The sequence below is a fragment of the Tautonia marina genome (genome assembly GCF_009177065.1).
Taxonomy (GTDB): domain Bacteria; phylum Planctomycetota; class Planctomycetia; order Isosphaerales; family Isosphaeraceae; genus Tautonia; species Tautonia marina.
This window is the reverse complement of sequence record NZ_WEZF01000019.1, coordinates 15,739-39,965: the sequence shown is the minus strand read 5'-3', so window position 1 is coordinate 39,965 and position 24,227 is coordinate 15,739. Positions and strand designations below refer to the sequence as shown.

The window sequence follows — 24,227 nt, the reverse complement described above, 5'->3', positions numbered from 1 at the left end:
CCTCCGGAGGGACGACGCCTGGACGCGACCAGGGTACTCGGGTGTCGAACGAGTCCTTCAGCGGGCGGGGGCCATCATGGGCCCTGCGTGCTCGACTCTTGTCGCGTCACGATCGGGACGTAGCCGACTTCCAGCCCTTCGGGGGGCGTCACGATCAGGGCCGGATCGAGTTCCGCCAGTGTCCCGACCGTGGGGGGCGGCAGGTAGTCGTGATCGATCGTCCAGTGCCGATGCAAGTGCTCAATGCGCACCTGGATCGCCTCGCGTTCCGCGTCCGACAGACCCGCGTTGAGCAGTGCCGGTTGGTCGGCGAAGCGATACCAGGAGTAGGTCAAGACGCTGCCGTCGCCGAGTTTCACCTGGAACGGCCCCGCAACGGGGCCGGGGTTCTTCCAACTGCTTACCTCGTCGTCCGGAGTGACATAAGGCTCCGATGGTGCCGCGTCGTGGTCGCCGTCGAATCGCAACTGCTTCAACCCCGTCCCCTCCGGAACGTCTTCAGCAGGGACCGGCACCCACCGCGAGTTCCGGTCGCCCCCGTCATTCTCCAGGCGGAAATACTCGGGGAGCGTCACCAGGGCCTCAGACTCGGGGTCGGCCCCGGCGACGGTCCTCGCGTCCCATCGATAACCGAACGTCTGCGCGTCGAGCACCGTTGGGGTTGCGAACGCATCCCACGCGACGGGCATCCGATCTTCCCTCGGAGTCCCCTCAGGGTAGATTCGCCAAGTCGCCCCGCCACGTCCTGTGAACGGATGCACGACGGCGTCTTGAGGGTCGATGACGCCGCTGGCCGGGGGACCGCCCTCGAACCACGCTTTCACCGAGTCCCAGAGCGCTCCCTCCGAGTAAGACATGATGCGATGCACGAGCAACGATTCGCCGTCGGTCCTCCGGGGAAAGCGGGTCGGCGCGATGCGGGCGTACGTCTCGCCGTCGCTGCCGTCGGAGAGGAATGCCGGGATGTACTGGGTCTCCATCTGCAGGTGCCGATTGGGATCGGACGGGCGGCTGTCGAGCAGCATCCCGGCGAATTGTGGCTGATCGACGGTCGAGTGCGACCAGAAGTACGGGGTGAAGAAGGCCACCGGCCCTTTGAAGGTCTTCGTGTTCAGGAAGAGCGTCCACGAACGGTCGCCGGTCGGGACGTCCTTGCCGTCGGTCGTGGCCCTGGCCGTCGTCAGCGGCAGGGGCAGATAGCCGTATCCGAAGAGTTCGCCGCGGGTGCCCTGTTTGAGATTCAGGCCGTCGGGCGGCCAGAGCAGCCGGGGGCTCAGCTGGGCGACGCCATACTTCCCCGCCGGCCGGTCCCAGTCTCGCCCCTTGCCGGCGCCGGGACCGTTGGCCCACTCAATAAAGTTCGGGGCCACGCCGCCCATGATGAACTTCGGGGTCTCCGTGGCGAATCGGGTATCGCGCCACCACCCCAGCCCGCCCTCGATGTCGGAGTAAAGCTTCTCCGGGGGTGGCTCGTCGAGCCGGGCGAACATCCACGTGCCGAACAGCCCCGACTGGAAGCGATTCCCCGGGTAGGTCCGCAGCAGGGGCCAGGCGGCGACGTACATTGAGAAGCCGCCTCCGAACGACTCGGGGACCCGTTCCGTCGGGACGATCAGGTATCCCGACATCTCACCCTCCCGCACCGGGCCGCCGCCCGGCTCGACGAGCGTCAGCATCGCCTCGCCCATCGCCTCGCCGATCAGGAAATAGGTCTCGGCGTTCGAATTCCAGTGGTAGCCCTGGCGGCTGGGCGATTGTTCCTCCGGGCGCCAGAACGACCGCGTGCCGACGAACGAGACGTTTCCCCGGAACTCGGGACGCTCGGCCACGGCGGCCTGCGCCCGCATCAGTGACAGCGCCCGCGGATGTGTCTCGTCCGGGCCTGTCATCCCGGTCTCGGCGATGACGAACGGCAACGACGGCGCACCCAGGTCCCTGCGGACGTCTTGGATGAAGTGCGCCATGTTGCTCTCATACTCGGCGTTGAAGTCGTCGTTGATGCGATCGTTCCACCCCTGATGCCAGCCGAAGCCCGAGAGCACGTAGCGGCCGTCACTGCCGGGTACAAGCTCCTCGAGGTTCCCGATCGCCTCCCTGGTAAGGACCAGCATCTCGCGGTAGGACTTGCCGAGAATCTCCGGGTCTTCCGCGATGGCCTCATCGGCCTCCTCGCCGAGCGAATACGGCGGCCTGCCCGCGCTGGGCGGCCGGAAGTCGACCGCGAGGCTCTTGCCGCCCCAGGCGCATTTGATGATCAGGACCGGATCGTCCAGCGCATCCCCCACCGTCCAGCCGAAACCCAGCTCCGGGCCGATCGTCTCTCGTCGGACCCCGTAGCCGACCGTCAGGGGACCGCTCCGCTCGAGGTAGGAGATCCGCACGTCATCGCGGATACGCCACCGCCCGGAGTCATCCACAAGCGCCGCGACCCGCTCCGCCGTGGCCGGGTTCTTCACCAGGAACTCGAGCGATCCCAGGCCGCCATTGCGATCCGGATTGGCCTCGATCTGCCCGAAGCCCTGCATATTGGACTGCCCGGCGAGGATGAAGACCTTGACCGGCCCTTCCGCCGCCCGGACCGGCCCGTTCAAGATCGCCAGGGAGAGGAGCCCCGCCAGGATGACCTGCGGATTCGGTTTCATCGCGTGTCCACCTCTGGGTCTTCGAGAGGGACGTGTCGTCCCGGTCTCGTGTCATCCTCCCCGGAAATCGCCCCAGCGTCCACCGTGTCAGTCTTGCGATGTCGAACGCACGAGAACCATTGACTGAATCGCGTGTCGGGAACGCCCCCACTTTCGGCAAGAAACACTTCTTTCAAGGCGCATGGTTCCCCTCGGCAGCGTGATACACGTCAAACGCCCGCCTCATGATTGATCGTTCACCGGGGTCAGCGGGCCGGGTGACGGAGCGCCGGTCTGATCGGGAACCTTGCTCCCGTCCGGGGATCACCTGGCATTCCAGATCGTGCGCCCGGGCTCGTTCAGCCGAACCGACCACAGCGTGCCGCCCGCGGTCACGAAGAGCGTCTTTAAGTCCTCGCCGCCGAAGGCGCAGTTGGTGCATTCGTCCCGAGGGATCGGGATCAATTCAAGCAACTCGCCGTCCGGGGAGAAGACGTAGATGCCGGCCGTGGGCTCCTCCTGCGTCTCGAACGGCGGGTTCTGACGGTTCAGCCCGGCGGCGACGAACAGGCGCCCGGCGACGTCGAACTTCATCCCGTCCGGCCCGCGCGTCGCGCCCCAGTCGTAAACGAGCGTCCGGCTGGCGGGCTCGATCCCGCCGTCGTCCCGGAGGGCGAACCGCCAGAGCTTCCGGGCGCCGCCGATCGTGTCGTTGTTGTTGTCGGCGACGAAGAGCGACTTGCCGTCCGGGGAGATCGCCAGGCCGTTCGGCCGGTCCGCCTCGTGCGTGATGACGCGCTTGATCCTGCCGTCCGGGTCGATTCGGTAGACCCCTTCGACCTCGCGGCCCTGGGAGTCCACCATCTCCATGCCGCGGCGGTCGCCGTAGCAGGGGTCGGAGAAGTAGATCCGCCCCCGGGAGTCGAGGACCAGGTCGTTGGGCTGATTGAAGCGATGTCCGTCGAACCGGTCGGCGAGGACGGTCAGGGTCCCGTCGGCCTCCAGTCGGGTTACGCGGCGGCCTGAGGCCTCGCAGATCACCAAACGCCCCTCGCGGTCGAACGCCAGGCCGTTCGACCCGGCTCCCTCCCGGTAGACCGAGAGCGTGCCGTCGAGGGCGCGGCGATAGATGCTGCCGTCGCCGCTGGTGAGCAGTCCGAGCTTCGGGTGCCATGCCGGGCCTTCTCCTGCGCCCCGCTCCTGCAGGAGTTGGGGCTCGGCCCCCGGGGCCAGGATGCCGTCGGCCGGATGGGCCGGCGAAGCGGTGAGCAGGATGAGGGCGAGACTGCCGCGAACTGGTAGACGCATGGGTTGCTCGGGAATGGGTGGAGGATCGGCCCCTCGCTCGACCGGGAAGGCCATTCTACGTCCGACGTGGGCGAGACGATACGGACCTCGTCGGTGCCGGCGTTCGTCTCATCGAGCCTGGACCTGCGCCCGCTCGGCCGCCTCCCGGCCCGTCACCACCGAGCCGCCAGGCTGGCTCGTCCCGCCCCAAGCCTCATGGGTCACTTCCCGGCCGTCACGTGCGGGCTGCTCGCTACGGCCCCGCGATCGTCCTCGACGGTGAAGAAGGCCACGATCGGTCGTTCTCTGGGCAGCTCGGCCTCGACCCGGGAGTCCCCGATCTCGGCGTCGATCGTCGACCAGCTCCGCTCCTGCCACGCGCCCGAGTCGGTGGTGTAATGGAGCTTCGCCTTCCCGTAGGAGCGGTTCGATGCGACGCGAGCGGAGATGCGGCCGCTGCCGCCGTCGATCTCGGGGGCGGTCAGGCGAGGGGGCGGCGTGCCGCCCTCCAGGATGCTTTCGACAAACAGGCCGATCTCCTCCGGGGCCCACCCCTGCGGATGCCCGTGCAGCATCCCGACAGTAATGCACAGGTCCACCGGGCCCTCCACGAGCCGGTAGGACTTCCGGTAGCTGTCCAGCGGGTAGGCGAAGTCGTTCGTGCCGTTGACGAAGAGGATCGGGCAGCTGACGCCCGGCAGGTAACGCGAGGGGTCGAACAGATCGCACCAGCGCCTCGTCCTGGCCTCGCCCATCTCCTCGAACCGCGGGATCCAGGCGCTGTTCTCGTCGAGGAAGCCGCATCCATAGACCGGCACGGCGACCTTCACCCGGTCGTCGATCCCCGCGACGATGCAGGTGAGGTAGCCGCCCCAGCTGATCCCGGTCACCCCGATCCGGTCCCTGTCGACCTCGGGGCGCGCGGCCAGGAAGGAGTGGGCCCGGACCGCCGCCGCGACCGCGTGGTAGGACCACATCCGACCGACCTCCTCCGGCTCGAAATCGCGGAACTTCTCCTCGTCGGACTGGTCGGGGCCGCCGTCGGGGAGCCGCTCCCCATCCGGCCCGCGGCCGGACAAATCCATGGCGATCGCCGCGTAGCCGCGATCCGCCCAGAGCCTCGCCCACTCGGGGAACGCCTTTCCGCCGCCTCCGTGCACGAGCACCATGGCCGGGAACGGCCCCTCGCCGGTCCGGGGGACGGCGTAGTAGGCAAAAACCCGTGCCGGCTTCCCGTCGAGGGGGACATTCTCGTAGAAGACCTCTCGCAGGCCGGTCGCGGGGTCGGGCTCCGACACGCTGGAGGCGGGCGCCCGCTTCAGTTCATCCATGGGCCAGGGGCCGGTGAACCGCTCGTCGGCTGCGGCCGGCAGGGTCATCACGAGCAGGAGGCCGGGGAAGTATCGTCGCATGACTCGCTCAAGGTTGGGTGGAGGGGTGACGCCGGCTCCTATACGCTCGTTCGCCGGGAACAGAACCCGACGGCACGGTTCATGGGATACGCACACGGGGACTCCACACGCTCGCGTCGGAGGTCAGCCCGGGCGGCTCGCTCCGCCTCCGGGGCTCGCTCGCGGGGAGGATGATGGTGTCTGCCCAGGGGAGGCAGGCGGACCTCTACAGGCATTCCGCCCCGCGGATGCCGATGGTCCCCGGCCCTATGAGGACCCGGCGGATGCGATCAGCCCAGATGCTCCTTGAAGAACGTGATCGTCCGTTCCCAGGCGAGCTCCGCGGCCTGCTTGTCGTACCGCGGGGTCGTGTCGTTGTGGAACCCGTGATTGACGTCCGGGTAGATGTGCGCCTCGTATGCCTTGTTCGAGGCCTTCAGCGCCTCCTCGAAGGCGGGCCACCCCTCGTTGATCCGGGTGTCCAGCCCCGCATAGTGGATGAGGAGGGGGGCCACGATTTCGGGAACGTCCTCCGCGCGGGGCTGGCGGCCGTAGAACGGGACCGCCGCCGCGATCGTCTCCGGGATGCGGACGGCCAGCGTATTGACCATGCCCCCGCCGAAACAGAAGCCGACCGCGCCGACCTTCCCGGTCGACTTCGGGTGCGCCTTGAGGAACTCGGCCCCCGCGATGAAGTCCTCCGTCATCTCGCCGGCGTCGCGCCTCGCCTGCATCGCGCGACCCTGGTCGTCATCCCCCGGATAGCCGCCGAGCGGGGTCAGGGCGTCCGGAGCGAGCGCCAGGAATCCGCGGACCGCCAACCGCCTCGCGACGTCCTCGATGTACGGGTTCAGCCCGCGATTCTCGTGGATGACGAGGACCGCCGGGTACGTCGCGTCCTCGGCCCGCGGGCGGGCGAGGAGCCCTCGAATCGTCCCGCCGCCCCTGGGCGACTCGTAGGTCGCATACTCGACGTGGATCCGCTCGTCGCCGGGGGCGACCTGCTGCGCGAGCGCGTAGTTCGGGCTGAGCCGTGCCAACAGCGCCTCGGCAGTGAGCCCGCCCACGGCGAAGGCCGCCGCCCGTCGAGCGAACTCGCGGCGGTCGAGGCGGCCGTGTGCATAATCGTCGTAGAGGTCGAGTAGTCCCTGATCGAAGTCCTGCGCTCGTTCTCGGTCCATGGGATTACCTCCAGCCGAAGTGCTCTGTCCTCGGGTGCGTTGCAACCGTCTGGGTGGCCCTGGGATTGTCGCCGATGCAGACCGGTGCGGCAAGCAGCCGGGCTGGGCACCTCGAGCCTGGAGGTCAGCCCGGCGTAAGCGATCGGCCGAGCTCGTTCTTGACGGAGCGATGCGATTGCGGCTTGGTCGATGCGGGGACCGGACGGGATCGCGGCGGCACGAGCCGTCGAGGGGGACGACAGGATGCGTTGGCGACGGGGGCCGCGTTTGACGGACTCAGGACCGCTCGCAGCCCGGTTGCCACTGATCGGGGAGCAACTCTGCAATCCAGCTCGCCGGGTGCGTGCTCACCCGCCCGAGCAGGTCGCGCAGATACGACCACGGCTCCAGGCCGAAGGCCCGGGCACGCTGCGTGACGCTCAGCAGGATCGCCGCGGTCCGGCCCCCGGCGGCTCGGCGGGCTCTGGGAGGCGGGGCACACCCTCGGGACGGCCGTCGCTTGGCATTGGAATCGCGACGCCCGCGGCCGGACGGTCGCCTATGCCAGCGTCGAGGCCACGGGCCTGGGCATCCAGGGGCCGCGGGGGCGAAGGCCGACGGGCGGATGGCCTGGGTGGGCAAGCTCTTCAACCCCCGGCCCGACCGCGGCGACGCAACCTCCGGAGCCCATCCACCGGCGACCCGCTACCAGGCCGGGCTGATGGACCTCGACGAGCTGGGACGCGGATGCGGCGGCAAGCGGCCCAGATCGGCATGGACCAGGCGGAGCAGTGGGTGGCGTTGACCGACGGCGGCGCCGTGCTGGACACGCTCATGGACGTGTTTTTCCCTTGTGGCGTGCGGATGCTGGACTTCGACCACGCCGCCGAGCACCTCGGCAACCTGGCTAAGGCGTACTGCGGCGTCGACGCGCCCGCCGCCGCGGACCTGACGGATCGCTGGAGCCACCGGATGAAGCACGAGGCTGGCGTCGCGATCCTTGGCGAGTTGGAGGCGTTGGACCTGTGAGGCCGAACGCCCGCGACCCGGGAGGAACACTGCCTGACGACCGGCGACCTCCGCAACAACCTGCACCGGATAGACGACCCGCGATACCGGGCCGAGGGCTGGCCAATCGGCTCGGCTCGCATCGAAGCGGTATGCAAGACGGTCGTCTACCAGCGACTCAACCAGCGCGGCATGCGCTGGGGCAGCGACGGGGCCGATACCAATGCCGTATACCACCTGTGTGCGTTGTATGAAGGTGAACTGAGCCAATGGGATGCCTTCAGGGAGCAATCGATCAACTGATGCCCCAAGCATCTACCAATAACAAGAACACTCACCCTTGGCCGATTGTGGCCAGTCATGGGTGTGGGGTGAACTTTCTCTCGAAGCGGTCTTGGCAAGTCCTGAACGAATGCGAGAAATCGGTCGGAGGGGAGATCGGTGGCCCAAGAAAGGTGCCAGGGGTTGGGCCATTGCGTGTTGATCGGTTGAATTTCGAGAAGGACTCACGGTGATCGGACGATGCGAGCGTTAATCGAGCGCGGTTGCCCTGTTCATGCTCAATGGCGGGGCGTACACTGGAATGTTCCTGGGTTGGGTGACCGTTTAGGGCCATCGTAGAATGCCTGGAATCCCCGCGATCGCGTAAGGACGACTCCGTCAGGGTTGCATGGCAAGCGCCATGCTCCGGGGCCGATCGGTTGATCTGCTGCGTTTCGGTTCGACTCACCGCTTGCGGTTCATTTTCATGATCGACGTCTTCGGTCGCCTGTTCGACACCTCTGGTTTCCCCGCGCGATGGCATTGCGGAACGGGATGGACTCCGGCCCTGGGGTGGCTTCACATCGGAGCAGATCTGGCCATCTGGGGGGCATATCTGACAATCCCTTGTGTACTCCTGTTCTTCGTAACGCGACGAAAAGATGTTCCGTTTCATAAAGTTTTTTATCTTTTTGGAATTTTTATTCTCACGTGCGGAATAACGCACCTGATTGACGCCACCATGTTCTCGTGGCCTGCCTATCGGCTGCTGGGCGTTTCCAAGGCCATCACCGCGGCAGCTTCGTGGATGACGGTCGTGGCCATGATTCCGATCGTTCCTCGCGCTCTCGAATTACCGGGCGTCATGCGATTGAACGAACGGTTGACGAAGGAAATCGAGGAGCGGACACGCGCTCAGATCCAGCTTGCCGAACACGCCGATGCGCTCGAACGGGCCAATCGCAGGCTCGCCGAACTGACCTCCGAGGCCGAGGCGGCAAACCGAGCCAAGAGTGATTTTCTGGCTCAGATGAGCCACGAGATCCGTACGCCCATGACGGCGATTCTCGGTTATTCCGACGAACTCCTGCGCGAAGTTCAGCCGGGAGAGGAGCCGGCTCGGCTCGATGCCCTGCGCACTATCCGAGAGAACGGCGAGCATCTGCTGGATATTGTCAACGACGTACTCGATCTCTCCCGAATCGAGGCCGGCCGGCTGGAGGTGAATCGGCGATCGGTGGAACTACCGCGGGTGCTCGCCGAGGTGGAATCACTCATCGGAGTGCTCGCCCGCCGCAAGGGATTGGCGTTGCAGGTTGGCTTCGAGGGCAGCATCCCCGAACGGATTGACACCGATGCCGTTCGGCTCAAGCAAGTGCTGGTCAACCTCGTGAGTAATTCGGTCAAGTACACGGATCGTGGGCTGGTGAAGCTCACGGTTCGGCTGGTTTCGGTCGAGTCCGAGAACGAGGAGCCTCGGCCCTTGATCGAATTCGAGGTTGCCGACACGGGAATCGGCATGACCCCGGACGAGATTGATCGCTTGTTCATTCCTTACGGACGGCTCGACCGTCGCGATGACCCCCGAGGCAGCACCGGGCTGGGACTGGCGATCAGTCGGCGGCTTGTCGAGTTGCTTGGCGGAACCATTCAGGTGAACAGCACTCCCGGGGCCGGAACGACGGTCTGCGTCACCATCGATCCCGGCAACCTCGATGGGATTCCAAGGCTTTCTTCAGACCCTTCCTCAGGATCGACGTTGGCCGCTTCACCCGATGCGACCACCGAAGACGCGGCGGAACTGCCTGAGGGGCTGCGTGTCTTGCTGGCGGAAGATACCGTGAGCAATCAGCGACTAATCGGTCGCATCCTGGGCCAGGTCGGGGTTTGCCTTGATGTGGTCAACGACGGCGCGGAAGCAGTGGACGCCGTCGAGCGATCCGAAGCGGAAGGCAATGGCTACCATGTGATTCTCATGGATATGCTCATGCCAAATCTCGGTGGACTCGACGCGGCCGCTCGGCTTCGCGCGATCGGTTGCCGGACACCCATCGTCGCCCTGACGGCCAATGTCATGGATGGAGACCGCGAACGCTATCTTCGATCGGGCTGTGATGGATACCTCGGGAAACCGATCGATCGCCTTCAACTGCTCGCCACCCTTGCTCGCTTCGGCCCGCCTCGATCGAATCACTCAGAGACTTCTCCACCACCCCATTGATGTCACTGGTGGAGGTGGCATCGGGGTGTTTGGGGCATGGATCGTGAATCCCTCCTTGTCAGAAGTCGGCTTGCCTCGTCGTGATTCCCTCCCTCTGTTTCCTCAACTTTTTCTCAACACCTTATATGGATGCCAATTCGTTTCGGTCTGCGCTCTGGATGCTTGTCGGAGCGGTCTCGTTTGCGGTCATGGGGGCGTTGACCCATGCGTTGGGTCCCCGATGCGACTGGCTCATCGTGGCCCTGACCCGGGCGCTGTTCATGCTCGGCTCGGCATGGATGCTGGCCGTTTCGGCCGGCGTTCGGCTGGTGGTCTTTCGGCCCCCGACGCTCTGGATTCGCAGCCTTGCCGGGAGTGTGAGCCTGGTCTGCAATTTTTACGCGATGTCGGTTCTTCCGGTCGCCGACGCGCTTACCCTCATGAGCATGTATCCACTCTGGATCGTGGTGTTTTCGGCGCTCTGGTTGCGCCGGGTGCCCTCGATGATCGAAGTGGGCGGGATGGTCAGTGGGCTGATCGGTGTGTTGTTCATTCAGCGCCCTCACCTGGGAGGGGACACACTGGCGGTGGGTGTGGCGGTTGCCAGTTCGCTGACGACGGCGGTGGCCCTGATGGGTTTGCACCGGCTTCGTAACGTCGATACGCGGGCGGTCGTTGCCCATTTCGCGGGGGTCGCCAGTCTGATCGCCGGGGGCTGGTTGCTGGTGCAATCCTCCAGCGGAGCCTTGCATACGATGCGACTCGATCCCCTCACGCTCTTGCTCCTGTTGGGGGTGGCCGTCTCGGGCACGATTGGCCAGTTTTGCCTGACCAAAGCCTATGCGCTCGGGGTTCCGACTCGGGTCGCGGTGATCGGCCTCTCACAGGTCGCCTTCGCCATGTGCTTTGATGTCTGGGTCTGGGGGCGCGTGCTGACCCCGATGACCCTGCTCGGCATGGCATTCGTGCTCGGTCCGACCGCCTTGATGACGGCTCAGGCGCGTCGAAGGCTGCGAGATGTTGCCCTGCCGCAGCAGGCATCCCGATCGCCGACCGCCCCGGAGCCGGAGGCCAATCCCACACCCTCCCCTGCCCTGCCGATCGCCGCTCCCTCTGCCGGCGAGTGATCCTCGGGGAACTCCGCAACGGTTGGATCCCGTGCCGAACTTGTGAGCGATCGTCGCGTTTGGTGCGAGGTGATTCAGGGTTCGCTTCTCGGTCGGAAGGGAAGCATGATCACCCAGGCAAGCAACAGACATCCAAACAGATTGGCAAGGTTGGTCAACGGGCTGAACAAGGTCTTTGGTGTCGGAAGGTCGTCCTCGTACCAGAAGCGGTACAGCAGAAACGATGCGATGAACCAGAGCAGGATGGCCGCGACGATCGTCAGTAGCCACCAAATCTTCCGAAGATTTCCGCGCCCCATGTCGTCGTGGAGTTCGTTCATCTGAAACGACCTTCCGAGGCGGTGTGGGGGCCGACCTTGAGCAACTCGGCGTGATCACCCACCCGGGGCACCGGATCGGGTTCGAGCGTCTGGCTGAAGGTGAAGGGAATGACCGACGGAATTAGGTCAGGCCGGGGAACGGATCGCCGTGATAGATGAAGTGAGGGCGGCCCTGTTCGTCTTTCCAGGCGGCGGTCGAAGGAAGGCCGAGCGCCCGGTAGATGGTGGCGGCAAAATTCTCGGGGCGCTGAGGATCGGAGACGGGCTCACCCCCCACCCGATCGGTCGCTCCCAGGACGCGGCCTCCCTGAATGCCACCCCCCGCAAGCCAGACGCTTTGCGCTCGTCCCCAGTGATCGCGTCCTGGATGCTCGTAGTGTTTTTCGAGGTGCGAGATCCGAGGCGTTCGGCCAAACTCGCCGGCCATGACAACCAGGGTCGAATCGAGCAAGCCTTCGGCCTGGAGATCGTCGAGCAGGGCCGAGACGGCGCGATCGGTCGGAGGGTAAAGTTTGTCCTTCAGATGGGGGAAGGCGTTCCCGTGGGTGTCCCAGGTTTCATTGTTCCCGAGGTTCACCTGAACGAGATCGACGCCCGAGGCAACCAGCCGCTTGGCCATCAAGAGCGACCAGCCGAACAGGTTGTCGCCGTAGCGATCCCGCTCGGCCTGCGGGGCGTCGGCCACGTCGATCGCCTGTCGAACAGAGGGATCGGTCAACATGGCGACGGCTGAGGAGCGATGGTCGTCGAAGGCGGAGGCTTCGGCCCCGGCGTCTAGTTCTCGGCGAATGCCGTCCACGTGGCCGAGCAAGGCGAGGCGGTTGCGCAAGCGGCCACCGTCGAGTCCTTCGGGAAGGTCAAGGCTCGGGGCTCGGAAGGCCTTCTTGGGCTCAGGACGCCCTCGTTCCTGATGGTCGAAGCCGTATTCGGGATAGGCGCCGTAATAGGTGTTGTCGAAGGGGGACGACTCGATGAACCACGGATCCCGCCTCGACCCCATCTGTCCGCCAAACTGACCGGGAATGACGCGGCCGGAGTTGTGGATGAGCCGTTCGGGCAAAACGACCGCCGGCGGCAAGTTCCCGCGAGGCCCTGTCAGGGCACCGGCTACGGAGGCGATGGAGGGCCAGTCGGTTGCCTTCGGACGGGTCGCGTCGAATCCGGGCGGAAGCATGGTCCGACCGGAAAGCATGACCATGTGTCCCTGGGAATGCTCGTTGTACGGGTGCGTCAAGGACCGGACAAGCGACCAAAGATGGGCCCGCTTCGCCAGTTCCGGCAGATGCTCGCAGATCGAGAGGCCCGGCACGCTCGTGGCGATCGGTTGAAATTCGCCGCGAATTTCTTCCGGGGCCTCCGGCTTCATGTCGAAGCTGTCGAGCTGACCCAGACCCCCCGAGAGGAAGATGAAGATGACCGATCGAGCCGGTCGTTCTCCCTGAGAAGCAGGATCGACCACATCGGCCGCGCGCAAGGCCCTCAGGTGCGAGGAGCCGAGGCCAAGCAACCCGATCGCCCCTGCCTGAAGGGCATACCTTCGAGTGATCAAGGGGTGTTGGAGCATGCCGGGACGCGATGCGATGCGGGTCATGACGGTCCTCGCCATCCCAAAAGATCAATTCGGAGGCTTTGCCGGCATCGAGGCCGATCTTGGGCCGTTATACCAAAGTTGAACGCTCGGTGAAACGGCTCATCGCTCCGAAGACGACCACGTAACCGATCCCACCGGAAAGCCATTGCCTGGCCTCTCGGGAGAATCGGTTGCGTGAGAGGGTTCGGGAGCGATCGTGTCCCGATCGGGTTGCGACTGCCGGCCGCGAGGTTTCGGCCGCGATCAGGAGGTCGCGGCGCCAACGCGGCGGAGCTTCTTCTGGATCGGCAGTTCGCTCTCGTAGACCCGCTTGACCCCGTCTCCCATGGCCTTCTCGATGACCCGGATATCCCGGACCAGCCGATGGAAGCCCGAGGGTTCGACCGAGGCGGCCTGGTCGCTGCCCCACATGGCGCGATCGAGGGTGATGTGCCGCTCGACGACGCAGGCCCCCAGGCTCACCGCGGCCAGGGTCGTCTGAAGGCCGACCTCGTGGCCCGAGTACCCGATCGGAACGTCGAACTTCGCCTGCAACACCGGAATGACCCGCAGGTTCAGTTCCTCGGGCTTGCACGGGTAGGTGCTGGTTGCGTGCAGGATGACCAGCTTCTCGGGATTGCAGAGCGAAACGGCGTGCTCGATCTCCTCCATCGTCGACATGCCGGTCGAAAGGATGATCGGCTTGCCCGTAGCCACCGTGTGCTTGAACAGGCTATCGTCGGTCAACGACGCCGAGGCCATCTTGTAGCAAGGGGGGTCAAACTGCTCGATGAAGTCGACCGACGGCTCGTCCCAGCACGAGGCGAACCAGGCGATCCCCTTGTCCTTGCAGTATCGGTCGATCTCGGCAAACTCGTCCTTGCCGAACTCGACCCGGTAGCGATACTCCATGTAGGTCATTTCCCCCCACGGGGTATCGCGACGGATGTCGCGCTGCTCGGGAGGAACGCACAGCTCCGGCGTGCGCTTCTGGAACTTCACGGCGTCGCAACCGGCCAGGGCGGCGGCGTCGATCAGTTGCTTGGCGAGCTTCATGTCGCCGTTGTGGTTCAGGCCGATCTCGGCAATGACATAAACGGGGTGACCTTCACCAACCGGCCGACCGCCGATCGAAACAACCTTAGGCATGTGGAAGTCTCAACGTGTTGAGGAGTTGTGTTCGGTACCCGTTGGCTGAACGGGCCCGGTTCCAGGGGTCAAATCGTAGTGGTAATGGGCAATGAAATCGCCGCTGATCTCGTTGACCCGAGCAATTTGCTCAGGAGTCATTTGGGTGCGCCACTTCTCGGTCGATTCGGGGTTCAGAGGTTTGACGGTCTCAGGTACCCAGCCCCAGCGCTGGGGGTAGGGATCCCTGGCCGGATCATAATTGAGGTATTCTTCCTTGTATTCGGCTCCCAGGAACCCCCACAGTTTCCGAGCAGTTTCCGAAGGCGAGGCAATGAGATCCTCGTATCTCACTGTGAGGAAATTAGAACGCGTCAGAAATGGTTGAATTTTTGCGTCCCGTTTGAGCATTCCCTGGAGCACATGATCACCGCGTCCACGATCCTTGAATTTCTGTCCTGAGGACCACAGGCCACGCGGATCTCGGACATTGTAAATAAACTTCGCGTCTGGAAATGCTTCGAGGATCAACTCGAGATGGTCAATGTAGAATGGCCATTTGTCCCCGACAATTCGGGCGTTCGTGCGAAGGGCGAAATCGCTGAACACTTCGGTCATGACCCGACGAACGACGGCGGCCGGAGTCCCTCGCTTACCGACCAGGCGATTTAAAAGGCGACGACGACGGGAAGGATACATTCCCTTACGAAGCTGATTCCACCACCCCTGAATTGCTCGCTGGTTAAATCCTTGTTTCTCCCACCTCGTGCCGGCTGGATTGATCAGACAGCTCTGGTGATACGGTTCGAGCAGGTAGCTCTCGTAAAGACAAGCAATCTCAGCGTGCTGATCCAGCACCCGTGCCAGGATTGAAGTCCCGCTTTTCTCCGATCCAATACAGAAAAAAAACTTTAAAGAATCGGGCTCTTGTTTGTTCATGAGAAAAGCGAACTCCAATAAGAGTCAACTCGAGCTTGATGGGGGCGATGCTTGCCGGACAGACTCCGAACTGAGGATAAGGTCAGCCAGTTCTCGAAGGGCTCCGCGGCCCCCCGGTGATTCCAGGATGATCCGAGACGCCCGGAGCGCCTCGGGGTGGGCGTCGGCCACGGCCACCGGACATCCGACGGCCGTCAGGCACGACAGGTCGTTCACGTCGTTGCCGACATAAAGCGTTCGCTCCAGGGCAAACCCTCTCTCGTCGAGCCATCGACGTAAGGTCGGAAGCTTATCTTCGATTCCCTGGATGCATTCGATCTTCAGCTTCGCGCACCGCGCCGAGACGACCGGGTGCGTCTCCTTCGAAATCACCACCATCGGCCAGCCGGCCTTGCGGAGGAGTTCCAGACCCATGCCGTCTCCCCGGCTGCAGACGACCGCTTCCTGCCCTTCGCCGAGAACGATCACGCCATTATCGGTGAACACGCCGTCGAAATCGAAGACCAGCACATCGAGCTTCTCTGGCAGCAGCGACTGCTTCTCGGCCTTCGAGCGGGCTCGCAGCAAAACCTCGGCCACTTCCAGATCCACGGGATCGTCGATTTCCCATCGACGTTCCGAAGGCATCTCGTAAAGCGCCGTCTTGCCGAAGAACCGATGCTTCGCCTCGCGGAAGCCGGCAACCTTCATCACATAGACGGCCCCCGACTCCAGATACTGCGGCTCTCGATCCTGCCTGAGCGGTCGGGTCCGCTTATCGTGATTGATTCCGACGCCGTCGCCGCCCCCATCATGCTTCCACAGGAAGTAATGGAACGGCACCACTGCCAGGGCCGTATCGGCCTTGTCTCGTTCCAGCGCCGCGATGGTCCCGTCAATGTCCTCAGCCGCCGTCAGAGGCGACGTGCACTGCAGGAACACGAGCCGATCCGGCTCGTACCCGTCGCCATCCCGCAGCACGTCCAGCGTATGCAGCAGCGCCGCCTCGCTCGATGCCGAGTCCCCCGCCAGCTCCGCGGGCCGATCGACCACCTCGGCCCCGAACCGGCGAGCAATCGCGGCGATCTCCGGATCATCCGTTGAGACGACCACGCGATTCACGCTCCGCGCCGCGCGCGCCGCCTCGATCGTCCAGCCGATCATCGGCTTGCCGCCAACCGGCAGCACATTCTTCCTGGGGATGCCCTTGGAGCCCCCGCGAGCGGGGATGATGGCCAGCGTCGTCATGATACCTGGGTCGTTTCGCGAGGGTTTGAGACGGGCGGTCGTTCCGATCGGTCCGGGGTCGCCGCGGGTTGGGAGGCAGATGGCCGAGCGGCCGGTCGGCGGAGGGCTTGCTTGACCTTTTGAGCCCACGAACGCACGGCTCGGGCCGACTGGATCACGCGGGAGTTTCCTTCCCGGCCCACCTCGGCTCGGGCCGCGTAGATTGCGTCGGGAATGACGAACGTGCGAAGCCGCTCGGCGCCGCCGTCGAGCGACAACTCGGGCTGTCGGGTCACCCGATCCGGAGATTCGAGCAGATCTCGATAGACGGCCAGATAGTGCTGCTCGACGAGCCAGGCCTGCGACCAGTACTGCTCCAGCCAGGCCCTCGACTCCCTGCCCAACTCGGCGAGTTCGTCGGGATGCTTCAGCAGCGACTCCAACACCGCTCCGGCGTCTTCGAGGCGAGTGTTAATGAAGGGGCATTGCTCGGAACCGGAGAAGACCCGAAGCACCCGGTCGGCTCGCTCGTCGAGATAGGCCAAAACGGCGCGACCGAGGCTCAGCCCTTCCAGACCCGAGAGATGATAGCTGCCTGTGATCAATTCGTCGATAATCATTCGAGAACGCCGCTTCAACTGCATGACCTCGCTGAGCGGTCGCGAGCGGATGAAGGCGGTGCGGGCTCCCGTTCGGCGCTCCAGGCGCTGGAGCATCGCGACGGTTTCCGGTGTTCCCTTGGTATCCCACCGAGCCCACCAGGCGCTGCTGGCCCAGCTCGGGCTGAAGACGACGTCGAGGTCGGGCTCCTCGTCCGGAGGCAGATAGGCGGGCGAGTCTTCCGGCACGAGGTTCGGGACGACCCGGGCGGTCGGGAAGAACCGCTCGGGGTACTGCGTGATGACCAGCTTCGGCGTCGGGTCGGAAAGCACCTCATCGACCGTCACGCCCGCAACGCTCGCCACCATCATCGGCGTGCTTTCAAACATCCGGACGAGCCGCGCGCCGCGACGCTCCAGGGCACGAAAGTCGACCGGGGCGAAGTCTCGGCTGTCGGCCGACACGGCGTTGAACAGTTGGATCACGTCGGCCTGCTCGGCCAGCGCGAGGGTCTGCTCCGGATCCTCCTCGTGCACGTGGTCGTGGTCGAAGATGCCCCAACGCTTCAGGTCCACGTGGCGCGCCCGAATCTCCGGGTGCCGATCGACGGCCCGGCTAATCCGGATCGGGGCGCCGGCAAGCGGAGTATTCGAGAAGGAGACGACGTTGATCGGCATGGTGCTCGTGTGTTTCGATCCTGGAGGGTGGCGAGGGCGTCAGATGGCCCGGTTCCAGTAATGGCCCTCGATGTAATCGCGGTCCTCGGTCAGGCAACGGCGACGGTCAACCTGCCGCTCCATCAACAGCGAGATGAAGCGATCGCAGCGTTCCCGAGACTGGTCCATTCCCAGCAACCGTTCGAACTCCGAGGAGTCCGTGACCCGGAAATGCACCAGATCCTTGTTCATGTAAAGGTCTTCTCCATAAGCGAAGACCTTTCCCCCAAAGGCCAGCGCCTCCAGAATCGAGGTGCTGTTAATGCAGATCATCGCGGCCATGTTCCGGTACAGCATGGCCTTGTTCAGTTTCTTGTCGGAGATGTCCGTGAACCGACCTCGGCCGTATTTCGCATAGTCGTAATGCTGACGGTAAAGCGGGTGTTCCTTCACGACAATCCGCATCCCGGGGGGGACAATCCCGTGGATGAAGTCGAGAAACTCGACGTTGTTCTGGAAATTGCAGAAGGTGAACTTGAAGTCGTTCACATCCTTTTGCAACGGCACGTAGACAAAGCCCCGCCGGAGCACCGGCCATCCCTTCGAGAGCGTCCGCCGGAACCCCTCCACTTCCGCCTCACGAAGCGGCTGGCGGTCGAGTGTGGCGGCATCGACGTCCCGAATTTCCGACCGAACGCCGCACCCTCCCCGAGAAATATAGAAGTTCTTACTCCACGGAAGCCACCCGTACTCGGTGAACAGGCAGCGATCGATCCCGATGTGATCGACGACCCTTCGGTGTTCCTCGGCGTTGCCGTTCCCCATGCATACGTAGTCGAAGTCCAGACCGTCGAGCAGACCGGGAACCTCGTCCGGCTCGGTGTACGGAACCAGCTTCAAACGGTCCAGGTCGAGGGGATCGAGCAGCTTCTCCCGCGCCGGATCGGGAAATCGACCTTCGGCCCACCACTTTTTCCCAGGGCAATTGGTGTGATGCACCAGGGCCTCGATCTGATGGCCGGTGCGCCGATAAAACATGTAGAAATCGTTAATGTTGATCGAGTAGCGGTCGGTTGCGAGCAGAACGAGCTTCTTGTTCATGGATGATTTTCAATCCTTGTTCCGAAGTCTGGTGGCACGGGATCAGGGAGTCATATGCTGAACATAGTTCGCGGCGGCCTCTCCCGACACTCCCTCGATGAGACCGGCATCGACCACGTCGTCAATCCGCATGCCGATATTCCTGAGCGCTCCGTCGGTAAAGGGAAGAATGGCGTCGCGGCGTCGCTCGGCCTCGGCCCGGTGGCCCTCCGGATCGGCGAGGGTTTGCTCGATCGCCGTCAGGGCCGCCGCGTCGTCCAGCCGTTCCATCTCCAGCACGGGGCCGGGAGAGCCGAAGAGCATCACATCGCCGTAGTTCTTGAAGCAATTCGCCGTCGTCGTGATGAATGGGCAACCGGCCGAGGCACTCATGACGTTTCCGTGGTGCCGGCCCGTGAAGTTCACGACCGATCGGCCCGCGACCTCGACATAGCGGCGGAAGTCGGGCACCTCATACACGGCCCTGGGATCGATCGCCAGGTCTTCCAGCCACTCATCGCGCGGCCATCCCATCAGGCGAACGTGGACTCCTTGCGCCACGAGCCGACGCACAATCCGACCGAATCGTCTCCGGAGCCGGTCCATCGGCGCGGCGCTGCGTTCAAGGCCGAGAAGCCGGCCAAGCCGATGCTTCCGTCCCCCAGGAACCGGCTGGCGTTCCATCCGAATGGTCGCCGATCCTCCCCCGATCATCACCAAAGGTTCGGGCAGTTGCGACCCGTTGAGCTGGCCGATCAGTTCCTCTCGGACCCCGATGACGATGTCGGGAAAGAGTCGAACATCCGGGAAGAACTTCTTGACCAGCAGATATGAAAGTGGTTCGCGGACACTAACCGTGGCACAGCGGCCAAAGGCATGCCGGGCCAGTTCCACGGCCGAAGGCCGCGACAGGTGCGCCGTGAAGTTGATCAGGTGGCATTCGGCCCCGAGCCGCGACGCCAGGTCGCAAATCATGAGGACCATCCGCGAGTTCGCCTGATCCTCCAGCACCGACCCCTCGCCGTTGATCACCACCAGGTCGGCCCACCTTAGCTTCTCGACCAGATCAGTCAGCACCGGCAACGGCGACCTCATCATCCGGTCGGCCGATTGCTCGATCGTCGTTACCTCCGACGGCAGCAGATCCCGACGCTCATCCTCTGTGAACGGATGATTGATCGTCGAAAGAAAGATCCGTTCGACACTCGCTCCCGGAAAGTGGCGTTCCACCAATCGGTTGAGCATGAACATCGTCACCTGGCATCCCAGGTTCGGGTTCGTGCTGGTGTCGTTGACGAGGAGGAGGTTCATGGATGGATCAGCGGGTTGAGGGCGCTAGCGTGAAAGAGTTCGTCAGGGTTGGGCGGCAAATCGGATCGCCGGGTGAACATTCTCGGGTAGGTTTTCAAAAGGGGCGGAAAGACCTTTTGCTTGAAAGATCGGTGATTTGTAACTCGTAAACGCAAGTTCTCTGGTGCGATCGATAGCAAGACCTCCCCGGTGGTAACCTTTTGTGTCAGCAATGAACATCGTTCCGACGGTTCCCGTAATCTTCTCGCACCTCTGGGGGTCGAAAACCTGAAAAAGGTCGTCCTCATGTGCCCGGACGCCACCCTCGGAGTCACGCCACGTTTTGGGGTTCGTCCAACGGCCAACTCCTGCGTGAGTCTTTCTCATGTAGTGGAACGGCCCATTGCCATCATCTACATCATTTAGATACACGAATGCTTTTACGACTTGTACGTCTTCGTAATCTCGATGCCACTGCTGACTTGATCGTGGGGTTGCCGACCCGGAAACAAGTGTATTCCAGTAAGAAGGTGTCATTACTTTTGAGTACAAATGAAAGTAATGGTTGACAAGCGATATGATGTCTGGGTGAAGCGCCAATTGACCAAGGGCTGTTTGGTACTGAGGGCTGTCCTCCCAAGGCCGAAACTGAACAATGTAACCTTTGCTTCCATCCTTCTCATCGTGTGGTGAAAGTAAGGCATTTTGTTTGGATTCAATTTCGTCGGCAAGCCGGTGGCAACCTTCCCGGAACTCTTTGCGAAGGCCGTCGAGTAATTCTTTGCCTCCAGTGAGCTTTGTGATTGAGAACACCGCCAGTCCATCACGCGCGAATTGGCGAGCGATCGGCTTCATGTGAAACGGAACTTCAAGCGGATTATCACGCTGAAGTTGCCAGGCTTCTCGGTTCGCGGTTTTTCTCCATCGCTGGAGCTTTCGAGAACCTTTAATCGACGTGATAATGTTCCTAACCATTTGTGGGTCTTTGCTCCCAAGATGCTCTTTGCCGCGTGTCAATATGAGGAGTCAGCGGAAGAGGTAACAGGGACAGGCTGTGGTGTTCGAGCATAGTCATCGAACGAGTAGTTGAATGTAACTAGATCTTGTTGGCAGCGATCTTCAACGGCTCGGCGAATGCCAGAGTCATAATAGTTCTGATACTGAGCAGTTTTACCATCACCTCGATTCAAACGAGGTAGTGTGATTCGCGGAACATGAAAAAGATCCCTGATGTGAGATGCCAGGCCAGGGCGAACACCTATCCTCCTACATGCATCTGCAAAATCATGCTGGAGGTTTTCGAATTTATAGATTTTGTCTACAATAATCTTTCCTTCTTCGTTGCAAATATAAGGTTGCTGATTAAAGAGAAGGTCTGATGCTGGGTCTGCGTCATTCAATGCCGCTTTGACAAAATCTGTGAAAGTGTTGGCGTGCAGTGCAAGGCGAACTTGAGCTTTCTCGTGCTCAAGAGAGTCGTGTCGTTTCAGAAAATGATAGTAAGATACGAGGCGGGAAAATGGGTTCCGAACAAATGCAAATGAAAAATAGCTGTCGAAAATTTCTTCGCCCATCAGTTTTCGCAGATCGCTTGCAGCTAAATGCTTCCCACTGAGATGAAAGCGGCTAGAGAGACCAAGTTTGTTTTTTTCAATGAAATCTTGGTCGAATTTGCCTATATTCTCAATTTTGCACTGTCCTTGTAGTGCCTTCTCGATGCTTGTTCCGGCGCACTTTGGTATATGGATGAAAACAAACTTTAGGTTATGGGAGTATGACATGCTTTCAAGTCTCTCGTGAAAATGGGTTTGTCCCTTGGTTTGAGCCTGCCTGATGGAGGAGCCTTGCTTGGTCAACGGTCAATCGAAATTAACCTCCAAGGGTACGCCACCCGAGAGCGACCAGTCGAAATCGGCGAAAATCATGCCGTCCTCGTTCATGAGTCGACCACCCTTCTGGTAGAAATCGCCGCGTTCGACTTCAATCTGACCGACGGGGTTAATCAGGTCGATGAGCTGTCGCTTCGCGTGAATCTGACAGTGGTAGTAATAATGGCCTCGGCTCAACGGCCATCGGGGAATGGTGCAAGAGGCGACTCCCTCCCCAGACTCTGTCTCAAAGAATCGATTGGCGAATCCACTTCGTAATTCGGTCAGCTTTTGGCCGTGCATGGTCCGAAAGCCGATGGAAAATTCGACCTCCGACATCGGGGAGTCGCTTCGGTTCAGGTACCCGATCTCAACACGCACCGAGCGACCAGGAATGAACGTCAGCAACTCGGTCCCACTCTCGGCATCGATAAATCGGATGTCCTTGATCAAAATCTCCCCGCTCCCCCGTCGGTTGGTTACCTCCAGCAACGACTGGCGGTCGGAGGTTGGCGTGTTGGACTGGAGGTAGAAGTTGATCGCCTCCGAAATCGGGCCATCAAAGTTCAATTGCCCTTGGCTCAGCACGATCCCTCGGTCGCAAAGGGCCTGGTGAGCGCCGAGGTTGTGGCTGACGAACAGGACCGTTCGATCGCGGTCGGACGAAAGATCCCGCATCTTGCTCAGGCACTTCTGCTGAAATTCAAGATCGCCGACGGCTAGCACTTCGTCGATGATCAAAACCTCGGGATCAAGATGAGCCGCCACCGAGAACGCCAGCCGAACCTTCATGCCCGAGCTGTAGCGCTTGATCGGCGTGTCAAGAAATCTGGAGATGCCCGAGAACTCGACGATCTCCTCGAACTTCCGGTCGATTTCCCGACGGGTCATGCCGAGGATCGTGCCGTTCAGATAGATGTTGTCGCGGCCGGTCAGCTCGGGGTGAAACCCGGTGCCGACTTCCAGCAATGAGGACACACGCCCGTGAACCACCACCCGGCCAGCGGTCGGGCAGGTGACTCGGGAAAGAATCTTCAGCAGGGTCGATTTCCCCGCGCCGTTGCGGCCGATGACCCCGAGAACCTCCCCCTGCGAAACCTCAAAGGATGCATCGCGGAGGGCCCAGATGAGATCCGCCTCCTCTTCGGCCCCCGATCGTGAGGTGTCCAGCCGCCAGAGTTTGCGGAAGTTCTTCAGCGGGCGCTTCATCGCATCGATCGAGGCAGAGAGCAGCGATTCGTGCCGCTCCTCCGCGAGGCCGATCCGGTAAAGCTTGCTCAGTCCTTCGACACTGATGGCGGTGTTCGACATGATGATGTTCGGAAGAACTCTGGGATGCGGAGGGGAACGGACGAGGAACCAACGCCACGCCAAGGGCTCGAATGCACTTCAAGTCTAGGCGACGTCGGCAAACAAGCGTTCGGATCGCCGAAAGTAGAAGAGACCGGTCACCAGCAGAATCACGGCAACCAGCGTACCTTCGAGGATCAGGGGAAGGTGATATTCGAACGGGGCGCCCAGCAGGCTGGCCCGGAATCCGGTGATAACCGCCAGCATCGGGTTCAGCCCGAAAATGGGCAAGAGACGACCGGGGATCATCTCGGTCGTGTAGATCACCGGCGTCAGGTACATCGCCAGTTGAATCACGAAGGTCAGGGCATACGCCACGTCTCGGTACTGCACCGCCATCGCCGCCAGCCAGAGACTCAGCCCCAGCACCGCGACGAAGGCTACCAAAATCATCGCCGGAATCACGACAATCGCTTCCGGGCGCGGAGCAACATCATACCCCGCCATCGCGTAGCCGAGCAGCAGCAGCCCCAGCAACAGCAGCATGATCCCCAGGTCTACGAACTTCGAGAGAATCTGCGCCAGGGGCAAGATGATTCTCGGGAAGTAGATCTTCGAGATCATCTGGTTGTTCTGGACCAGACTGTTGCTCGCCCCCGTCAGTCCTGAGGAGAAGAACAACCAGGGAAGAATCCCGCAGAAGGCCACCAGCGCGTACGGAAGGTTCCCCGGCAACGAAATCTTGGCCACCCGGCTGAAGATGACCGTGTAGATCAGCATCGTGATGACCGGCTGAAAGACCGCCCAGCCAATCCCCAGCACCGACTGAGCGTACCGCGCCTTGATCCCCCGCCAGGTCATGAACACGAGCAGATCGCGTCGTTCCACCAGCTCTCGAAGATTGACCAGTTGCCACCCCGACGGCGGCTCGATGATCAAGGTGTCGACCGTGGCCGACGGTTTCGAGGAGGCGACCGTTCCGACTGAGAACGCCGAGTCTCCGGTGGTGGTTCCTGGATCCCTCTCCAAAACTCAAACCGCTGCGCGGCCCTCTTGGTTGCTGTGCTTCACGAATCCCGCGTCCCTGGTCGAAGGTGTGACAGACCGAATGCAGTGTGGGACGTTGGCAAGGATTCGTCCGTTGCGACTCATCGGAACGCCATCACCATCCACGGGTGGGATCCGAGTGATCGAGCGCGAACGATTTGATCTTGAATGATCTTAG

General features: G+C 62.4%; 20 protein-coding genes. 3 read left to right on the top strand and 17 right to left on the bottom strand.

Going from position 1 to position 24,227, the window contains the following annotated elements:
- Positions 1 to 74: 74 nt before the first annotated feature.
- The 5 genes from GA615_RS27910 to GA615_RS20585 form a co-directional block, all read right to left on the bottom strand.
- Positions 75 to 2,642: a sialate O-acetylesterase gene (locus GA615_RS27910; RefSeq protein ID WP_201750265.1), complete on the bottom strand. Its 2,568-nt coding sequence runs from the start codon at positions 2,640 to 2,642 to the stop codon at positions 75 to 77.
- 303 nt (positions 2,643 to 2,945) lie between these two features.
- Positions 2,946 to 3,929, bottom strand: coding sequence for an SMP-30/gluconolactonase/LRE family protein (locus GA615_RS20600; RefSeq protein ID WP_152053215.1), 984 nt, complete (start codon positions 3,927 to 3,929; stop codon positions 2,946 to 2,948).
- Between the two features lie 200 nt (positions 3,930 to 4,129).
- Complete coding sequence (locus GA615_RS20595; RefSeq protein WP_152053214.1) at positions 4,130 to 5,320, bottom strand: alpha/beta hydrolase family protein; 1,191 nt, start codon at positions 5,318 to 5,320, stop codon at positions 4,130 to 4,132.
- A gap of 269 nt (positions 5,321 to 5,589) precedes the next feature.
- Entirely contained in the window at positions 5,590 to 6,480 is an 891-nt protein-coding gene (locus GA615_RS20590) for a dienelactone hydrolase family protein (RefSeq protein WP_152053213.1), read from the bottom strand.
- 276 nt (positions 6,481 to 6,756) lie between these two features.
- Positions 6,757 to 7,101 carry a transposase domain-containing protein gene (locus GA615_RS20585; protein WP_152053212.1) on the bottom strand — a complete coding sequence of 115 codons (345 nt, stop codon included), beginning with the start codon at positions 7,099 to 7,101 and terminating at the stop codon, positions 6,757 to 6,759.
- A gap of 105 nt (positions 7,102 to 7,206) precedes the next feature.
- Here GA615_RS20585 and GA615_RS20580 point away from each other — a divergent pair, with 105 nt between their 5' ends.
- The 3 genes from GA615_RS20580 to GA615_RS20570 all read left to right on the top strand — a co-directional run bounded on the left by GA615_RS20580 (position 7,207) and on the right by GA615_RS20570 (position 11,055).
- On the top strand, positions 7,207 to 7,488 hold the full coding sequence (locus GA615_RS20580) for a hypothetical protein (protein WP_152053211.1): 282 nt from the start codon (positions 7,207 to 7,209) through the stop codon (positions 7,486 to 7,488).
- Positions 7,489 to 8,137: 649 nt separating this feature from the next.
- A complete protein-coding gene (locus GA615_RS20575; RefSeq protein WP_152053210.1) occupies positions 8,138 to 9,949 on the top strand; it encodes an ATP-binding protein in 1,812 nt (603 codons plus the stop codon).
- A gap of 125 nt (positions 9,950 to 10,074) precedes the next feature.
- Positions 10,075 to 11,055, top strand: coding sequence for a DMT family transporter (locus GA615_RS20570; protein WP_152053209.1), 981 nt, complete (start codon positions 10,075 to 10,077; stop codon positions 11,053 to 11,055).
- Positions 11,056 to 11,129: 74 nt separating this feature from the next.
- Here the strand turns inward: GA615_RS20570 and GA615_RS20565 are convergent, their stop codons facing one another.
- From GA615_RS20565 to GA615_RS20510, 12 genes are all read right to left on the bottom strand, one after another.
- Positions 11,130 to 11,375, bottom strand: coding sequence for a hypothetical protein (locus GA615_RS20565; RefSeq protein ID WP_152053208.1), 246 nt, complete (start codon positions 11,373 to 11,375; stop codon positions 11,130 to 11,132).
- A 121-nt stretch (positions 11,376 to 11,496) separates the two neighbouring features.
- Positions 11,497 to 12,966: a DUF1501 domain-containing protein gene (locus tag GA615_RS20560; RefSeq protein ID WP_152053207.1), complete on the bottom strand. Its 1,470-nt coding sequence runs from the start codon at positions 12,964 to 12,966 to the stop codon at positions 11,497 to 11,499.
- 243 nt (positions 12,967 to 13,209) lie between these two features.
- Complete coding sequence (locus GA615_RS20555; protein WP_152053206.1) at positions 13,210 to 14,094, bottom strand: N-acetylneuraminate synthase family protein; 885 nt, start codon at positions 14,092 to 14,094, stop codon at positions 13,210 to 13,212.
- A 9-nt stretch (positions 14,095 to 14,103) separates the two neighbouring features.
- A complete protein-coding gene (locus GA615_RS20550; protein ID WP_152053205.1) occupies positions 14,104 to 15,012 on the bottom strand; it encodes a sulfotransferase family protein in 909 nt (302 codons plus the stop codon).
- Between the two features lie 24 nt (positions 15,013 to 15,036).
- Positions 15,037 to 16,239, bottom strand: coding sequence for an acylneuraminate cytidylyltransferase (locus tag GA615_RS20545; RefSeq protein WP_152053204.1), 1,203 nt, complete (start codon positions 16,237 to 16,239; stop codon positions 15,037 to 15,039).
- Complete coding sequence (locus tag GA615_RS20540) at positions 16,236 to 17,495, bottom strand: glycosyltransferase family 1 protein (protein ID WP_152053203.1); 1,260 nt, start codon at positions 17,493 to 17,495, stop codon at positions 16,236 to 16,238. Before GA615_RS20540 ends, GA615_RS20545 begins: the two co-directional genes overlap by 4 nt.
- Positions 17,496 to 17,534: 39 nt before the next feature.
- Complete coding sequence (locus GA615_RS20535; RefSeq protein WP_152053202.1) at positions 17,535 to 18,575, bottom strand: capsular polysaccharide export protein, LipB/KpsS family; 1,041 nt, start codon at positions 18,573 to 18,575, stop codon at positions 17,535 to 17,537.
- Between the two features lie 42 nt (positions 18,576 to 18,617).
- A complete protein-coding gene (locus GA615_RS20530; RefSeq protein WP_152053201.1) occupies positions 18,618 to 19,865 on the bottom strand; it encodes a polysaccharide pyruvyl transferase family protein in 1,248 nt (415 codons plus the stop codon).
- 42 nt (positions 19,866 to 19,907) lie between these two features.
- Complete coding sequence (locus GA615_RS20525) at positions 19,908 to 20,819, bottom strand: hypothetical protein (RefSeq protein WP_152053200.1); 912 nt, start codon at positions 20,817 to 20,819, stop codon at positions 19,908 to 19,910.
- 38 nt (positions 20,820 to 20,857) lie between these two features.
- Complete coding sequence (locus GA615_RS20520; RefSeq protein WP_152053199.1) at positions 20,858 to 21,625, bottom strand: sulfotransferase family protein; 768 nt, start codon at positions 21,623 to 21,625, stop codon at positions 20,858 to 20,860.
- 78 nt (positions 21,626 to 21,703) lie between these two features.
- Positions 21,704 to 23,023, bottom strand: coding sequence for an ABC transporter ATP-binding protein (locus GA615_RS27605; protein WP_161602460.1), 1,320 nt, complete (start codon positions 23,021 to 23,023; stop codon positions 21,704 to 21,706).
- A gap of 84 nt (positions 23,024 to 23,107) precedes the next feature.
- The gene (locus tag GA615_RS20510; RefSeq protein ID WP_152053198.1) at positions 23,108 to 24,031 is read right to left on the bottom strand and encodes an ABC transporter permease; all 924 of its coding nucleotides are present in this window, start codon (positions 24,029 to 24,031) and stop codon (positions 23,108 to 23,110) included.
- Positions 24,032 to 24,227 lie beyond the last annotated feature (196 nt).

Bases quoted from the DNA above. Each gene is read 5' to 3' on its own strand.
- GA615_RS27910 (WP_201750265.1), bottom strand. From the start codon at position 2,642: ATGAAACCGAATCCGCAGGTCATCCTGGCGGGGCTCCTCTCCCTGGCG.
- GA615_RS20600 (WP_152053215.1), bottom strand. From the start codon at position 3,929: ATGCGTCTACCAGTTCGCGGCAGTCTCGCCCTCATCCTGCTCACCGCT.
- GA615_RS20595 (WP_152053214.1), bottom strand. From the start codon at position 5,320: ATGCGACGATACTTCCCCGGCCTCCTGCTCGTGATGACCCTGCCGGCC.
- GA615_RS20590 (WP_152053213.1), bottom strand. From the start codon at position 6,480: ATGGACCGAGAACGAGCGCAGGACTTCGATCAGGGACTACTCGACCTC.
- GA615_RS20580 (WP_152053211.1), top strand. From the start codon at position 7,207: ATGCGGCGGCAAGCGGCCCAGATCGGCATGGACCAGGCGGAGCAGTGG.
- GA615_RS20575 (WP_152053210.1), top strand. From the start codon at position 8,138: ATGGCAAGCGCCATGCTCCGGGGCCGATCGGTTGATCTGCTGCGTTTC.
- GA615_RS20570 (WP_152053209.1), top strand. From the start codon at position 10,075: ATGGATGCCAATTCGTTTCGGTCTGCGCTCTGGATGCTTGTCGGAGCG.
- GA615_RS20565 (WP_152053208.1), bottom strand. From the start codon at position 11,375: ATGAACGAACTCCACGACGACATGGGGCGCGGAAATCTTCGGAAGATT.
- GA615_RS20560 (WP_152053207.1), bottom strand. From the start codon at position 12,966: ATGACCCGCATCGCATCGCGTCCCGGCATGCTCCAACACCCCTTGATC.
- GA615_RS20555 (WP_152053206.1), bottom strand. From the start codon at position 14,094: ATGCCTAAGGTTGTTTCGATCGGCGGTCGGCCGGTTGGTGAAGGTCAC.
- GA615_RS20550 (WP_152053205.1), bottom strand. From the start codon at position 15,012: ATGAACAAACAAGAGCCCGATTCTTTAAAGTTTTTTTTCTGTATTGGA.
- GA615_RS20545 (WP_152053204.1), bottom strand. From the start codon at position 16,239: ATGACGACGCTGGCCATCATCCCCGCTCGCGGGGGCTCCAAGGGCATC.
- GA615_RS20540 (WP_152053203.1), bottom strand. From the start codon at position 17,495: ATGCCGATCAACGTCGTCTCCTTCTCGAATACTCCGCTTGCCGGCGCC.
- GA615_RS20535 (WP_152053202.1), bottom strand. From the start codon at position 18,575: ATGAACAAGAAGCTCGTTCTGCTCGCAACCGACCGCTACTCGATCAAC.
- GA615_RS20530 (WP_152053201.1), bottom strand. From the start codon at position 19,865: ATGAACCTCCTCCTCGTCAACGACACCAGCACGAACCCGAACCTGGGA.
- GA615_RS20525 (WP_152053200.1), bottom strand. From the start codon at position 20,819: ATGGTTAGGAACATTATCACGTCGATTAAAGGTTCTCGAAAGCTCCAG.
- GA615_RS20520 (WP_152053199.1), bottom strand. From the start codon at position 21,625: ATGTCATACTCCCATAACCTAAAGTTTGTTTTCATCCATATACCAAAG.
- GA615_RS27605 (WP_161602460.1), bottom strand. From the start codon at position 23,023: ATGTCGAACACCGCCATCAGTGTCGAAGGACTGAGCAAGCTTTACCGG.